This is a genomic window from Actinomadura citrea (assembly GCF_013409045.1).
GTDB lineage: Bacteria > Actinomycetota > Actinomycetes > Streptosporangiales > Streptosporangiaceae > Spirillospora > Spirillospora citrea.
The window spans coordinates 8,453,331-8,467,382 of the sequence record NZ_JACCBT010000001.1 but is presented as its reverse complement, the minus strand read 5'-3'; the positions used below and the strand labels follow the sequence as shown (position 1 = coordinate 8,467,382).

The 14,052-nt window shown below is 72.3% G+C and carries 16 protein-coding genes; 15 read left to right on the top strand and 1 reads right to left on the bottom strand.

All coding sequences use genetic code 11. The features are described 5' to 3' along the window. Positions 1-2: 2 nt before the first annotated feature. The 7 genes from BJ999_RS38785 to BJ999_RS38755 all read left to right on the top strand — a co-directional run bounded on the left by BJ999_RS38785 (position 3) and on the right by BJ999_RS38755 (position 5,576). Complete coding sequence (locus BJ999_RS38785; protein ID WP_229810618.1) at positions 3-752, top strand: ABC transporter ATP-binding protein; 750 nt, start codon at positions 3-5, stop codon at positions 750-752. Beyond that, on the top strand, positions 749-1,483 hold the full coding sequence (locus tag BJ999_RS38780; RefSeq protein WP_179837828.1) for an ABC transporter permease: 735 nt from the start codon (positions 749-751) through the stop codon (positions 1,481-1,483). Before BJ999_RS38785 ends, BJ999_RS38780 begins: the two co-directional genes overlap by 4 nt. A gap of 125 nt (positions 1,484-1,608) precedes the next feature. Continuing rightward, the gene (locus BJ999_RS38775; RefSeq protein ID WP_179837827.1) at positions 1,609-2,778 is read left to right on the top strand and encodes an LCP family protein; all 1,170 of its coding nucleotides are present in this window, start codon (positions 1,609-1,611) and stop codon (positions 2,776-2,778) included. A gap of 60 nt (positions 2,779-2,838) precedes the next feature. Then, entirely contained in the window at positions 2,839-3,759 is a 921-nt protein-coding gene (locus BJ999_RS38770; protein WP_179837826.1) for a proline dehydrogenase family protein, read from the top strand. A gap of 114 nt (positions 3,760-3,873) precedes the next feature. Next, on the top strand, positions 3,874-4,668 hold the full coding sequence (proC, locus tag BJ999_RS38765; protein ID WP_179837825.1) for a pyrroline-5-carboxylate reductase: 795 nt from the start codon (positions 3,874-3,876) through the stop codon (positions 4,666-4,668). 70 nt (positions 4,669-4,738) lie between these two features. Further along, the gene (locus BJ999_RS38760) at positions 4,739-5,173 is read left to right on the top strand and encodes a hypothetical protein (protein ID WP_179837824.1); all 435 of its coding nucleotides are present in this window, start codon (positions 4,739-4,741) and stop codon (positions 5,171-5,173) included. A 229-nt stretch (positions 5,174-5,402) separates the two neighbouring features. Then, a complete protein-coding gene (locus tag BJ999_RS38755) occupies positions 5,403-5,576 on the top strand; it encodes a hypothetical protein (RefSeq protein WP_179837823.1) in 174 nt (57 codons plus the stop codon). Here the strand turns inward: BJ999_RS38755 and BJ999_RS38750 are convergent. Continuing rightward, complete coding sequence (locus BJ999_RS38750; protein WP_179837822.1) at positions 5,573-6,571, bottom strand: alpha/beta hydrolase; 999 nt, start codon at positions 6,569-6,571, stop codon at positions 5,573-5,575. The two genes, BJ999_RS38755 and BJ999_RS38750, sit on opposite strands and share 4 nt — an antisense overlap. Before the next feature lie 171 nt (positions 6,572-6,742). On the opposite strand from BJ999_RS38750, the gene BJ999_RS38745 reads away from it, so the two are divergent. The 8 genes from BJ999_RS38745 (at position 6,743) to BJ999_RS38710 (ending at position 13,932) form a co-directional block, all read left to right on the top strand. Further along, positions 6,743-7,957, top strand: coding sequence for an acetoin utilization protein AcuC (locus tag BJ999_RS38745; protein WP_179837821.1), 1,215 nt, complete (start codon positions 6,743-6,745; stop codon positions 7,955-7,957). Between the two features lie 73 nt (positions 7,958-8,030). Further along, positions 8,031-8,867 carry a phosphatase gene (locus BJ999_RS38740; protein ID WP_268247855.1) on the top strand — a complete coding sequence of 279 codons (837 nt, stop codon included), beginning with the start codon at positions 8,031-8,033 and terminating at the stop codon, positions 8,865-8,867. 374 nt (positions 8,868-9,241) lie between these two features. Then, positions 9,242-9,445, top strand: a complete 204-nt coding sequence (locus BJ999_RS38735) for a helix-turn-helix domain-containing protein (protein WP_021591693.1) — start codon at positions 9,242-9,244, stop codon at positions 9,443-9,445. A gap of 371 nt (positions 9,446-9,816) precedes the next feature. Then, positions 9,817-9,915 (top strand): 30S ribosomal protein bS22, encoded by a 99-nt coding sequence (locus BJ999_RS38730; RefSeq protein ID WP_018654693.1) that lies wholly within the window; start codon positions 9,817-9,819, stop codon positions 9,913-9,915. 49 nt (positions 9,916-9,964) lie between these two features. Continuing rightward, on the top strand, positions 9,965-10,960 hold the full coding sequence (locus BJ999_RS38725; protein WP_179839106.1) for an NAD-dependent epimerase/dehydratase family protein: 996 nt from the start codon (positions 9,965-9,967) through the stop codon (positions 10,958-10,960). A gap of 32 nt (positions 10,961-10,992) precedes the next feature. Beyond that, positions 10,993-11,940, top strand: a complete 948-nt coding sequence (locus BJ999_RS38720) for a lysophospholipid acyltransferase family protein (protein ID WP_179837820.1) — start codon at positions 10,993-10,995, stop codon at positions 11,938-11,940. Between the two features lie 30 nt (positions 11,941-11,970). Continuing rightward, positions 11,971-13,155 (top strand): low temperature requirement protein A, encoded by a 1,185-nt coding sequence (locus tag BJ999_RS38715; protein ID WP_218935427.1) that lies wholly within the window; start codon positions 11,971-11,973, stop codon positions 13,153-13,155. An 18-nt stretch (positions 13,156-13,173) separates the two neighbouring features. Further along, positions 13,174-13,932, top strand: coding sequence for a dienelactone hydrolase family protein (locus tag BJ999_RS38710; protein ID WP_179837819.1), 759 nt, complete (start codon positions 13,174-13,176; stop codon positions 13,930-13,932). Positions 13,933-14,052 lie beyond the last annotated feature (120 nt).

The window sequence follows — 14,052 nt, the reverse complement described above, 5'->3', positions numbered from 1 at the left end:
ACATGATGAGTTCTAGTCCGGCGGGCGCCTCCGGGCCCGCGGTGGAGGTGCGCGACCTGCGGGTCGCGCGTGGGGGCCGGGAGGTGCTGCACGGGCTCACCTTCGACGTCCCGCGCGGCTCGATCGTGGGGGTGCTCGGCCCGAGCGGCTGCGGGAAGACGACCCTGATGCGGGCGCTCGTCGGCGTCCAGATCGTGCGCAGCGGCGCCGTGACCGTGCTCGGCGAGCCCGCCGGATCGCCCGGCCTGCGGCGCCGCGTCGGGTACGCGACGCAGACGCCGGCCGTCTACGCCGACCTGACCGTCGCCGAGAACCTGCGCTACTTCGCGTCCGTCCTGGGCGCCCCGCGCGCGGACGTCGCCCGCGTCATCGACGAGGTCGGCCTCGGCCGCAGCCGCGACCAGACGGCGGCGACGCTGTCGGGCGGGCAGCTCAGCCGCGCGAACCTCGCCGTGGCGCTGCTCGGCGAGCCCGAGCTCCTCGTCCTGGACGAGCCGACCGTGGGGCTCGACCCGGTGCTGCGGCAGGAGCTGTGGGAGCTGTTCCGCGAGCTGGCCGAACGGGGCGCCACCCTCGTCGTGTCCAGCCACGTCATGGACGAGGCGGGACGCACCGACCGGCTGCTGCTCATGCGCGAGGGCGACGTCCTCGCCGACGGCACCCCGGAGAGCCTGCGCTCGCGCACCGGCGCCTCCGACCTCGAAGAGGCGTTCCTCCACCTGATCCACGAGAAGGCCGGGAGCCCGTCATGAGCGCCGCCATCACGTTCGCCACGATGCGGCGCATCCTGGCGCAGCTCAAGCACGACCACCGCACGCTCGCCCTGCTGATCGGCGTGCCGACGCTGCTGATGATCCTGCTGCGGTACGTGTTCGACCAGCCGACGGCCTTCGACCGCATCGGGCCCATGCTGCTCGGCCTGTTCCCGTTCGTCGTCATGTTCGTGGTGGCCAGCGTCGCCACCCTCCGCGAGCGCACGGGCGGCACCCTCGAACGGCTGATGACGATGCCGCTCGGCAGGCTCGACCTGCTGCTCGGCTACGCCCTGGCCTTCGGCCTGCTCGCGCTCGTCCAGGTCGCCGTCGTGCTGGCGGTCTCGCTGACCTGGCTCGACCTCGACCTGAACGGTTCGCTGGCGTCCCTGGTCCTGGTCTCCCTGCTGGACGCGCTGCTCGGCATGGCCCTCGGCCTGTTCGCCAGCGCGTTCGCCCGGACCGAGTTCCAGGCCGTCCAGTTCATGCCCGCGTTCGTCCTGCCGCAGCTGCTGCTCTGCGGCCTGATCATCCCGCGTGAGGACATGGCGTCCTGGCTCCAGGCGATCGCGGACGTCCTGCCGCTGTCCTACGCGGTCGAGGGGATGCAGGAGATCAGCTCCAGTCCCGACTTCACCGGCACGCTGGCCCTGGACGTCTCCGTGATAGCCGCCTTCGTGGTGGTCGCGCTCCTGCTGGGCGCGGCGACCCTGCGCCGCCGGAGCGGCTGAGCCCCTGGCAGGGGGCCGACCCGCGAGCGGGGTACCGGGTTTACACGGAAGCGCGGTTACGCCGTAACCGGACAGGTGGGGTGAAGTCGGCCGTCCTTGCTCGGCGCGGCTGGTAGCTTCGCGCCATGACCTCCCCAGATCTTCACGGCTCGCAGGTGCCGCAGAGGCCCGAAGAGGGGGCGCCCGCGCCCGCGGGGCCCGAGGCTCCGGGCGCTCCGGGGGGCCCGGGGCCGGACGCCGAGGCCGCGTTCTGGGGCGGCTCGGACGGCGGCGGCGAGACGCGGCGCAAGCGGCGCTGGCCCCGCGTCCTGATCGCCGTGGGGGTCTTCGTGGCGCTGGTCGTCGCCGGTCTCGGCGGGCTGGCGTGGCAGCGGCAGTCGTCCTACAACGGCAACATCGACCGGCTCAAGGGCGTGATGCCGGACGACTCCCCGAACCGTCCGGGCGCGAACGTCGAGGGGACGGAGAACTGGCTGCTCGTCGGCTCGGACTCGCGGGCCGACGCGACGACCGGCGAGGGCAACCAGGTCTGGAGGCCGGGGCAGCAGCGCACCGACACGATCATGCTGCTGCACCTGCCGGCGGACCGGAAGAAGGCCTACATCGTCTCGTTCCCGCGCGACTCCTGGGTGGAGATCCCCGGCTACGGGCAGCAGAAGATCAACGCGGCGTTCTCGTTCGGCGGGCCGAAACTGCTGATCGAGACGTTGGAGAGCCTCACCGGCATCCGCATCGACCACTACGGCGCGATCGACTTCGAGGGCTTCAAGTCGATGACGGACGCGCTCGGCGGCGTCACCGTCAACATCAAGCAGGGCGTGTACGACCCGGCGCGCAAGAAGCGCTGGGAGGCGGGACGGCAGAAGCTGAACGGCGAGGACGCGCTGCTGTTCGTCCGGCAGCGCTACAACCTGCCGAACGGCGACTTCGACCGGATCAAGCGGCAGCAGGCGTTCCTCGGGGCGCTCGCCAAGCAGGCCGCCGACCGGGGCACGCTCACCAACCCGCTCAAGCTCGACCGGTTCCTGTCGGCGCTCACCAAGTCGATCAGCGTGGACGAGGGGGTGTCGGCGGGCGACCTGCGCTCGCTGGCGCTCAGCATGCGCAGCGTCCGCGCGTCCGACGTGATGTTCATGACGCTGCCGCACAAGGGCACCGGCATGCGCAAGAGGCAGAGCGTCGTGTTCCTGGACGGAGCGAAGGCGAAGGCCCTCTTCGAAGCGGTCAAGACCGCGCGGATGAAGGAGTACGTGCAGCAGTACGGCGCCGGGAACAGCCTCGGCACCGTGTCGTGAGCGCCGGGCCCCGGCGGCATAGCCTGGGACGGTAGGCCCAGGGGACGAGGGGTTCGCACAGTGCTTCGTCAGGCGTTGCTGGTCGCGTCGCGCAGCGGCGGCGCGCGCAGGGTGGTGGAGACCGCGCCGTTCACCGGCGACGTGGTCCGCCGCTTCGTCGCCGGTGAGACGATCGACGACGCCCTGCGCGTCACCGGCGGGCTGACCGGCGAGGGCCTGCTCGTCAGCCTGGACGTCCTGGGCGAGGACACCCACGACGAGGGCCGCGCCGAGGCGAACGCCGCGCACTATGTCGAGCTTCTCGGACGGCTGGGCGCAGCCGGGCTCGGGAGGCGCGCCGAGGTGTCGCTCAAGCTGTCGGCCATCGGGCGGACCTTCGACGAAGACCTCGCCCTGGAGAACGCGCGGCGGGTGTGCGCGGCCGCCCGCTCGGCCGGCACGACGGTCACCATCGACATGGAAGAGCACACGGCCGTCGACTCGACGCTGGGAGTCGTCCACGAACTGCGGCGGGACTACCCGGACGTGGGCGCGGTCGTCCAGGCGTACCTGCGCCGTGCAGAGGAGCACTGCGCGGAACTGGCCTACGAGGGTTCGCGCGTGAGGCTGTGCAAGGGCGCCTACGCGGCGCCGGCGGCGGTCGCCTTCACCGACAAGGAGGAGGTCGACAGGTCGTACGTGCGGTGCATGAAGGTGCTGATGGCAGGCAAGGGCTACCCGATGCTCGCCACGCACGACCCCCGGTTGATCGAGGTCGCGGGCGCGCTGTCGGTGCTGAACGAGCGCGACGACGACACGTTCGAGTACCAGATGCTCTACGGGATCCGCCCGCAGGAGCAGCGCCGCCTCGCCGCTGAGGGGGCGCAGGTCCGCGTCTACGTCCCCTACGGCCGCGAGTGGTATCAGTACTTCATGCGCCGGCTCGCCGAGCGGCCCGCCAACCTGCGCTTCTTCATGCGCTCCCTCGTCGGGCGGTCCTAGGGCGCTCCTAGGGCGCTCCTGGGGCGGCGGGTCTGGGGCCGGTCGCCGGGCGGCGCCGGCCGGCCCGGCGATAGGCTGGACGGGTCGTTTGGAACCCCACGTCAAGGTATGTCGATGATCGCGATTCTGGGTGCCGGGAAGATGGGCGAGGCGCTGCTGTCCGGGGTGCTCCGGGCCGGCCGCCGCCCGTCCGAGCTGATCGCCACCGCGCGCCGGGAGGAGCGGGGCGCGCTGCTGCGGGAGCGCTACGGCGTCGAGATCGTGCCGAACACGGAGGCCGCCGCGACCGCCGAGACGCTGGTCCTCGCGGTGAAGCCGCAGGACATGGGGGCCCTGCTCGACGAGGTCGGCCCGCACGTGCCGCCCGGACGGCTGGTGATCTCGATGGCGGCGGGCATCACGACCGGGTTCGTCGAGGCGCGGCTGCCGGAGGGCGTCCCCGTCGTCCGCGTCATGTCGAACACGCCCGTCCACGTGGACGAGGCGATGAGCGTCATCTCGCCCGGGTCGCACGCGGCGGAGGAGCACCTGAAGCTGGCCGAGGAGCTGCTGTCGCCGGTCGGCAAGGTGCTGCGCATCCCCGAGTCGCTGCAGGACGGCGCGACGGCCCTGTCCGGCAGCGGACCGGCGTACTTCTACTACCTCGTCGAGGCGATGGTGGACGCGGGCATCCTGCTCGGCATGCCGCGCGCCGCCGCGCTGGAGATGGTCATCCAGTCGGCGGTCGGCGCCGCCGTCATGCTCCGCGACTCCGGCGAGCACCCGGTGCTGCTGCGCGAGGCCGTGACGTCCCCGGGCGGGACGACGATCTCGGCGATCCGCGAGCTGGAGCGGCACGGCGTCAGGGCCGCCGTCCTGGAGGCCATCGAGGCGGCCCGCAACCGGGGACGCGAGCTCGCCGGCGGCTGACGCGCCCGGCGCCGGAGGATGTTCATCTTTGAACATTGAGCCGTGCCGGGGCCGCGTCCGTGTAAGAGGTATGGGACTCATACTCCGCCTGATCGTCGCCGCCGGGCTGGCGGCCGACGCGATCGTGCACTGGAAGTTCGCACCCGACATGGCCTTCGTGCAGGGCGGTTCCATCGACGGAGACCTGCTGTTCCGCGTCCAGGCCGCGGTCGCCGGGGTGGTCGCGGTGATCGTCCTCACCTACGCGACCCGCTGGGCGTACGCCCTCGCCTTCCTCGTCGCGGCCGGCGCGGCGGGCGCCGTCGTCCTCTACTACTACGTCGACGTGGGCGCGCTCGGCCCGCTCCCCGACATGCACGAGCCCGTCTGGTACCTCGAAAAGACGATCAGCCTCGCCGGCGAGGGCGGCGCGGCGCTGGCCGCGCTGGTCGGCGTCTTCGCCGCCGGGCGCGGCCGCCGCGCGGACGACGAGCTCCTCGACCCCGAACCCGCCGGCCGCTTCTGACCCGGAGCAACGAGCGGCCCGACCGGGCCGCGGGCGGCGCTCATCTGGCAGTCCCCAGAGCCAGGGACCCGAAAGGGCGCGCGGAGCGAAAGGCCCGTGGAGTGATGCCGCGCCCTGCGGACCGAGCGTGACGAGGTCCGTGCGGGGCGTAGGAAAAGATCACGATTTCGGCGGCATGGCCGGTCCCGCCCGGTTACCATCGAATTGATCTTGGACATCTGGGGGCCGGATGCGAGAACGGCGCGAACGTCCGAGCGAGATGCCGTTCCCGGCGTCCGCCCTGCACAGGGCGCTGCTCAGGGCGCGGGTCCCGCGCTTCATGGCCGACCACGCGGCCGCCCTGCTGGCCGGGCTCATGGCGAGACGCCCGGACCGCCCGGACCGCCCGGACCGCCGGGACTAGGCGGCCTTGGAGCGCCTCCCCGCCCTGGGGTGCTTGCCCGTCCCGCCCGTGACGGTCCGGACGAAGTGGGCGGCGTCGCGCATGGCGGCGCTCGCCTCCGGGAGGACGCGGTTCAGGATCTGGAAGACGTGCATCTGCCCCTTCCAGATCTGCAGGTCGCAGTGGGCGCCGGCGCGGCGCAGGGCGTCGGCGAACGCCTCGGCCTCGGTGCGCAGCACCTCGGCGCCGCCCACCTGGATGAGGACGGGCGGCATGTCGTTCCAGGCGCAGGTGAGCAGGGCCAGCCGCGGGTCCTCGAACCCGGTCGGCCCCACGACGAGGCGGGCGACCCGGCGCGCCGACGACGCGCTGATGTAGGGGTCGCGGGCGCGGCTCTGCGCGCCCATGGACAGCTCGCAGGTCAGGTCGACCCACGGGGAGAACAGCATGAGCCCGGCGGGGCCCGGCAGGCCCTGGCGGCACAGTTCGCCGGTCAGCGCGGCGGACAGGTGCCCGCCCGCCGAGTCGCCCGCGAGAACGATGCCGGACGCCGGCACGCCCCGCGCGAGCAGCCAGCGGTAGGCGGCGACGGCGTCCTCCAGCGGCGCCGGGAACGGGTGCTCGGGGGCCAGCCGGTACCGCGGGGCGAGGATGGGCAGGCCCGTGTCGACCGCGAGCCGCGAGGTGATGGGGCGGTGGGTGCGCGGCGAGCAGACGACGTAGCCGCCGCCGTGCAGGTACAGGACGGCGCCGGAGGGGCTCTCCTCCGCGGCATCGCGTGGAACGATCCACTCGCCCCTGACCGGGAGGCCGCCGTCCTCCCCGGGCGCCGGGTCGTTCAGCGACTCGACCCGCACGTGGGGGCTGTGCCGCAGCAGCAGGGACGCGGCGTCCACCGTCGAGCGCGCGGTGCGGATACTGGTCGCGTGGCCGGGGAGATAGTGCAGGAACGGACGGACGCCCAGACGGAGCGCGTTGCTGATCGCGCGGCTGCGAACGCTCGGGCCGTCGTCCATTCACACCCCCCGTAGGAGATATCTGCCTGATGTAGGTATGCCCGTTTCCGGCATGTAACTCACGTCACAGATATGTTGCGGACGGCGGCTTCCGGGCGGGGTGCCGCGCCGCGTCCCGCGGAGGCGGGAGCTGTGGGCCAGGTCACATGCCCTGCGCGATACCGTGAGGCCATGAGCAGTCCCGATTCGTCCCAGTCCGCCGATCCCGAGAACTGCGGGCTGGAGATCTTCTGGGACGAGCGGCTCATCTCCTACGACTTCGGCCCCGGTCACCCCATGAACCCCGTGCGGGTCGAGCTGACGATGGCGCTCGCCCGCGGGCTCGGGGTCCTGGACCGCCCGAACGTGCGGGTCTCGGCGTTCGAGGCCGCGGGCGACAAGCTGCTCCGGCTCGTCCACGAGGAGTCCTACATCGCGGCGGTCAAGCACTCCGGCGCCACCGGGCTGCCGGAGCTCGGGCACGGCCTCGGTACCCCCGACAACCCGGTGTTCCTCGGCATGCACGAGGCGTCCGCCCTGGTCACGGGCGCGTCGGTGGCCGCCGCCGAGGCGGTGTGGACGGGCCGCGCCGAGCACGCCGCGAACATCTCCGGCGGCCTGCACCACGCGCTGAGCGACGCCGCCAGCGGGTTCTGCGTCTACAACGACCCGGCCGTCGCGATCGCGTGGCTGCTGGAGAACGGCGCCGAGCGCGTCGCCTACGTCGACATCGACGTCCACCACGGCGACGGCGTCCAGGCCGCCTTCTACGACGACCCGCGCGTGCTGACGATCAGCCTGCACGAGTCCCCGCGGACGCTGTTCCCCGGCACCGGCTTCCCCGACGAGACCGGCGCGGACGGCACCTCGGTCAACATCTCGCTGCCGCCCGGCACCGGCGACCGGCCGTGGCTGCGCGCGTTCGACGCGATCGTCCCGCCGCTGCTGCGCCGGTTCCGACCGGACGTCCTCGTCACCCAGCAGGGCGCCGACGGCCACGCGCTCGACCCGCTCGCCCACCTGATCCTCAGTGTGGACGGGCAGCGGACGGCGTACTCGATGCTGCACCGGCTGGCGCACGAGACGGCCGGCGGCCGGTGGGTGCTCACCGGCGGCGGCGGCTACGAGCTGGTCCAGGTCGTCCCGCGGGCGTGGACGCACCTGCTCGCCGAGGCGGCGGGCGGCCCCGTCCCGCCCGGCACCGCGACCCCGGACGAGTGGCGCGAGTTCGTCCGGCAGCGGACCGAGGAGATCGCCCCGCGCCGCATGACGGACGGGACGGAGACGGTGGAGATCAGCAGGTGGGGGGACGGCTACGACCCGAGCAGCCCGGTGGACCAGGCGGTGCTGGCGACGCGCCGCGCGGTGTTCCCCGAGCACGGCCTCGACCCGATGACCGACGAGTGAAGCCTCCAGGGACCCTTCGCCCGTGAACCAGACGACCCCCGCGCCCGGAGGCCCTGTGCCCAGCAGGAAAGACGTGCCCACCAGGAAAGAGCTGCGCGCCCACCTCGTCCGCACGATGATCGCCGGCGACGTGGCCACGCCGCGCCAGAACAACCTGCTGCACTACCGGCGGATGGCCAATGGCGACCCGTCCTACCAGTTCGGCCTGGAACTGAAGCCGTCGTGGTCGGAGCGGTCGGTGCTGGAGATGATGGTCGAGCGGTGCGGAGTCGACCCCGATCCGCTGCATCTGTACGGGGACGACACCATCGATCCCGAGATCACGCTCGACACGCTGGAGGCGATGGGGGAGCGCATCGGCCTCGCGGCCCGGCGCAGGGAGCGCGTGATCCTCGCGACCGGGCATCCGTTCGCGCTGACGCCGCTGTACCAGGCGGTCGCGCGGGCGCTGGAGGACGCGGGCTGCCGGGTGCTGGCGCCCGCGGCCGGCTGGACCTACGAGGTCGACGCCGGGTACGGCGGCTCGGAGCTGCGCCGCATCGTCCACGCCGCCCCCGGCGTCGCGATGCTGGAGGGCGAGGACCTCCGCACGCACCACACGCACGACTCGCGCCCGATGGAGGCCATGCTCAGGGAGCTTGCTGATAGCGGGTCCGAGGAAGATACGGAAGCTAAACCAGATATTTGGCCGGATCTGGCCATAGCCGACCACGGCTGGGCCGGAGCGGCCGGCCAGGCGGGCATCGACACCGTGGGGTTCGCGGACTGTAACGACCCGGCGCTGTTCGCCGGGGCCGCCGAGGGCAAGATCGACGTGGTCGTCCCGCTCGACGACGGCGTCTCCGCGCACCACTACGCGCCCCTGACCGCCTACATCCTTGATCGCGCGGGCCTGCGGCCGTCCGGCTGAGGCGCCGGCCCGGGGGCCGGCTCCGGGGGCTTGCTCCAGGGGGACGCCTGGGTGGCGGCTTCTCGCCTGTCACGCCCTGTGACAGGACTGCCGTAACGAGGCGCATGAGCGTGCCGAGGGGCATCTGGCGCTGCGGAACCGCAGGTCATTTCGTGGTTTTGGTTAACAAGTGTTCGTCGCGCCACGCGCGGTACCGTCGCGTCCACCCTCTGTACGGGATCAGCACTGTAACCCTGCGGTCAGGTCGGATACGGAAATGTGCGGAACTCCCCTCTTGCGACTGCCGGTACGCGATTTACGCTGGAGGAAGTACACGTGCGTGATCAAAGTCACCCGAAGGGCCGGTGCGCGGCACGTGTGGAAGAGGGCGTCCGATGACCTCAGGCGAGCGACCTCTGAGCGAGGTCAGGTTCCTGACCGTCGCCGAAGTGGCGGCGGTGATGCGGGTGTCCAAGATGACCGTCTACCGCCTCGTCCACTCGGGCGAGCTGCCCGCGATCCGCGTGGGCCGCTCGTTCCGGGTTCCCGAGCAGGCCGTCCACGATTACCTGCGCGACGCGTACATCGAAGCCGGATAACGGGTAGGGGCGGGGCATGACCCCGCCGCGAACTCAGTACCCGGCCGTGCAGGGGGCGTCGGGAGGGTCCCGAGGGACCGTCCCGAAGCTGGGGAAACAGGACGAGGACCGGCAGAACGGTCCGGACACCGAACGGACGGGCGTTGGCCGGCGGCCACGCCCGCCCGGAAGGGACGGTGCCCGGCGCCGTGCGACGCGCGGTGCCGGCCGCCGTCCGTGCCGGTCGTCTCCGGGCCGCGGAGCAGGCCGCGGCATGATCTCCACCCACGCAGCGGTACCCTGGGGCCTCGGACCGTGCGCGCTTACCGAGACTCGCTCTCCAGCGGCACGCCCGTCTCCTGCACATCACCCGAGACTCCGAGCGAGGTTCCGTGGGCTCTGTCATCAAGAAGCGCCGCAAGAGGATGGCCAAGAAGAAGCACCGCAAGCTTCTGAAGAAGACGCGCATCCAGCGCCGCAACAAGAAGTAGCGACCACACCGGCCGTCCAGCCGTGAAGGGGTAGGGCCCAGTGTCGTCCATGCCCGCCGCCGCGGCCCGTGTCGTCCTCGTCACGGGCGTCTCCCGTTTCCTGGGGGCGCGGGTCGCGAACACCCTGCAAGCCGATCCGGGCATCGAGCGCGTCATCGGGGTGGACACGGTGCCGCCGGCCGAGTCGCTCGGCCGCACCGAGTTCGTCCGGGTCGACATCCGCACGCCCGGCATCGCGAAGATCATCGCGTCGGCAGCGGTGGACACGGTGGTGCACCTCAACCTGGTGACGTCCTCGTCGGTTCCGCGGGCGAAGGTCAAGGAGCTGAACGTCATCGGGACGATGCAGCTCCTCGCGGCCTGCCAGCGCTCGCCGGACATGCGCAAGCTGGTCGTCCGGTCGTCGGCCGCCGTGTACGGCTCCTCCCCGATGGACCCTGCCGTGTTCACCGAGCGGGACGAGCCCGTCGAGGCGCCCAGGTCCGGGTACGCCAAGGACGCCGTCGAGGTCGAGGGCTACGTCCGCGGGCTGATGCGGCGCCGCTCCGATCTGGCAGTGTCGGTGCTGCGGTTCGCGAACTTCCTCGGCCCGGGCGTCGACTCGCCCCTCACCCGGTACCTGCGCCTGCCGGTCGTCCCGACCGTGCTCGGGTTCGACCCGCGGTTGCAGTTCGTCCACGAGGACGACGGCGTCGAGGTGCTGCGGCGCATGACGGTCGAGGACCACCCCGGCTGCTACAACGTCGCCGGTGACGGCGTGCTGCTGCTGTCGCAGGCCCTGCGCCGCGCCGGTCGGCCCTACCTGCCCGTCCCGTCGCCGTCCATCTCGGTCCTCGGCGACATGGGGCGCCGCTTCGCGGGCCTGTCGGGGTTCTCGCCGGAGCTGCTGCGCTGGCTGACCTACGGCCGGGTCCTCGACATCACCGCGCTGGAACGCGAGCTGGCCTGGCACCCGAAGTACAGCTCCGAGGCGGCCTTCGCCGACTTCGCCGCCGCCCGGGGCTTCGTCCGCGGCGGCCTGACGTCCCTGCTGGGACGGGCCTGAGCCGCTTGGACCCGCCTGAGAGGAGAGCCGAGATGATGAACGACGCGCACCCCGGGGACGACGAGGGCGCTCAGGTCATCCGGCTCGGCGCGGTCCGCGAGGACGCCCCGGGCGGGGACCCGCCCGGTGATGACCGGGCGCCCGAGCGAGGCCAGTTCGAACGGTCCCTGGCGTCCGGGCTGGCGTTCCTGCGGCGCCGGCTGACGGGCGAGTACGAGATCGACGAGTTCGGCTTCGACCCCGAGTTCAACTCCACCGTCCTGCTGCCGATGGCCCGCGCCCTCTACGAGCACTGGTTCCGCGTCGAGCTCGACGGCCTGGACAACATCCCCGAGGGCGGCGCCCTCCTCGTCGCCAACCACTCCGGCACGATCCCCCTCGACGCGCTCATGCTGTCGGTCGCCCTGCACGACCACGCCGACCGGCAGGTCCGCCTGCTCGGCGCCGACCTCGTCTACCAGATCCCCGTGCTCGGGCATCTGTCCCGCAAGGCCGGCCACACGCTCGCCTGCAAGGCCGACGCCGCCCGCCTGCTCGGCAAGGGCGAGCTGGTCGGCGTCTTCCCCGAGGGCTTCAAGGGCGTCGGCAAGCCCTTCTCCGAGCGCTACAAGCTCCAGCGCTTCGGCCGCGGCGGCTTCGTCGGCACCGCGCTGCGCGCGGGAGTCCCGATCGTGCCGTGCGCCATCGTCGGCGCCGAGGAGATCTACCCCAAGATCGCCGAGCTGCGCCCGCTGGCCCGCCTCCTCGGCCTCCCCTACTTCCCGGTCACGCCGACGTTCCCGCTGCTCGGCCCTGCCGGGCTCGTCCCGCTCCCGTCCAAGTGGGTGATCCGGTTCGGCGAGCCGATGACGCTGGACGGCCACGACGCGGACGCCGCCGACGACCCCATGACGGTCTTCGAGATCACCGACCACGTGCGGGAGAAGGTCCAGCACCTGCTCTACGAGACGCTGCTGCGCCGGGGCCCCGCCTTTCTCTGACCGTCCGGGCGCGGCTCTAGAGTGAGCGCCATGCCGCCGCTGCGCAGCCGCATGGTCGCTCGCGACCTGGGCGAACCCCACCGGGTCTCCAGTCCCCTGGAGCTGCTGTTCGACCTGACGTTCGTCGCCGCCGTGTCCCAGGTCGCCGGGCGGCTCGCCCACGCCACCGAGAGCGGCCACGTGGGCGACTCGCTCGCGCCGTTCCTCATGACGTTCTTCGCGATCTGGTGGGCGTGGATGAACTTCACGTGGTTCGCCTCCGCCTACGATACCGACGACGTTCCGTACCGGCTCATGACGTTCGTGCAGATGGCGGGCGTCCTCATCCTCGCGGCGGGAGTACCGGACGCGTTCGGGGGCGACTTCACCACCGTGACGATCGGCTACCTCGTCATGCGCGTCGGCCTGGTCACCCTCTGGCTGCGGGCGGCCGCAGCACATCCCGAGGGCCGCGCCACGGCCCTGCGGTACGCGATCGGGCTGTCGGTCGTCCAGGTGTTCTGGGTGGCGCGGCTCGCCCTGCCCGACCAAGGCCCGATGTGGGTGTTCTTCGTGTGCGCCGCGCTCGACCTGTCCGTCCCGCCGATCGCGGAGCGGCCCGGCATGACGACCTGGCACCCGCACCACATCGCCGAACGGTACGGGCTGTTCACGATCATCCTGCTGGGGGAGAGCGTGCTCGCCTCCACGAACGCGGTGCAGGACGCCGTGGAGCACGGGGTCGGCGGCGCCCTGGTCACGATCGCCCTCGCCGGGCTCGCCATCCTGTTCGCGCTCTGGTGGATCTACTTCTCCGAGCCCGCGGGCGAGGGCCTGGAACGGCGCCGCGACCGGTCCTTCCTGTGGGGATACGGCCACTACTTCGTCTTCGCCGCGCTCGCCGCCACCGGCGCCGGCCTGGAGACGGCGGTGGCGTCCTCCGGCCATCACATCGAGGCGGGCGCGCGGCTGGTCGCCGCCTCCGTCACCATCCCCGTCGCCGTCGTCCTGGTCATGCTGTGGGTGCTGCACGCCCCGATGCGGCGCATGAACGCGCGCCCGGGCCTCCTCGTCGCCACAGCCGTCCTGGTGCTCCTCACGACCCTCGCCGCCCCCACCGTCGGCATCCCGGGAACCCTCCTCCTGATAGCCGCGCTCCTGGCCCTCTTCCTCACCACCACCCTCACCCGCCCGGCACCGCGACGCCCGACCACCGACGTAGGATCATCGAGTTGATCTACGGCGGGGGTTGAGATGTCGCGAGAAATCAGCACACAGGAGATCGAGATCGTGGTGCACGGCACCGCGCCGATGACCGCGTTCGTGGCCCGTCCGGCGGAGCCCGGCGCCTACCCGCCGGTCCTCGTCTGCGCGGAGCTGTGGGGCCTGACCGGCGAGGTCCGCGACGTCGCCCGGCAGGTCGCCGCCCTCGGCCACGTCGCCATCGCCCCCGACCTCTACCACCGCCTCGGCGCGGACACCGCGCACGGCATGGCCGAGAGCGACGCCAACCGCGAGCGCGCCTTCGGGCTGCTGGCGCGGCTGACCCGCGACGGCGTCGAGGCCGACCTGCGCGCCTGCCTCGCCCACGTCCGGGAGCACGAGGACGCCACCGGGAAGGCCGGGGTCCTCGGCTTCAGCCTGGGCGGCCACGTCGCGTTCTTCGCCGCCACCCGCCTCGACCTCGCCGCGGCCGCGATCTACTACCCCGGCTGGCTGCCGTTCGCGGGCACCGCGCTGAGCCGTCCGGACCCCCTCCTGGACGCCGCCGGGGAGATCGGCGCCCGCGTCGTCATGTTCTTCGCCGAGCTGGACCACGTCATCGACGCGGAGCAGCGCGAGCAGATCGCCGCCGGGCTCACCGCGGCCGGCGTCCGGCACGAGGAGGTCGTCTACCCGGGCGCCAGGCACGCCTTCTTCTTCCCCGGCCGCGAGCCCTACGACAAGGCCGCCGCCGAAGACTCCTGGTCCCGCGTCCGCGCGCTCTTCGCCGCCGAACTGCCCCCCGCCTGACGGCGGTCACGTTCTCGCAAGGCTCGTCCCGGGACTGGGCCCGCGGCGCTGACCTGGTGACTTTCAGGCGGCCGGACCGGCTGAAGCCGGGGTGAAAGCGGGCTGTAGGCGGGGGCGCGC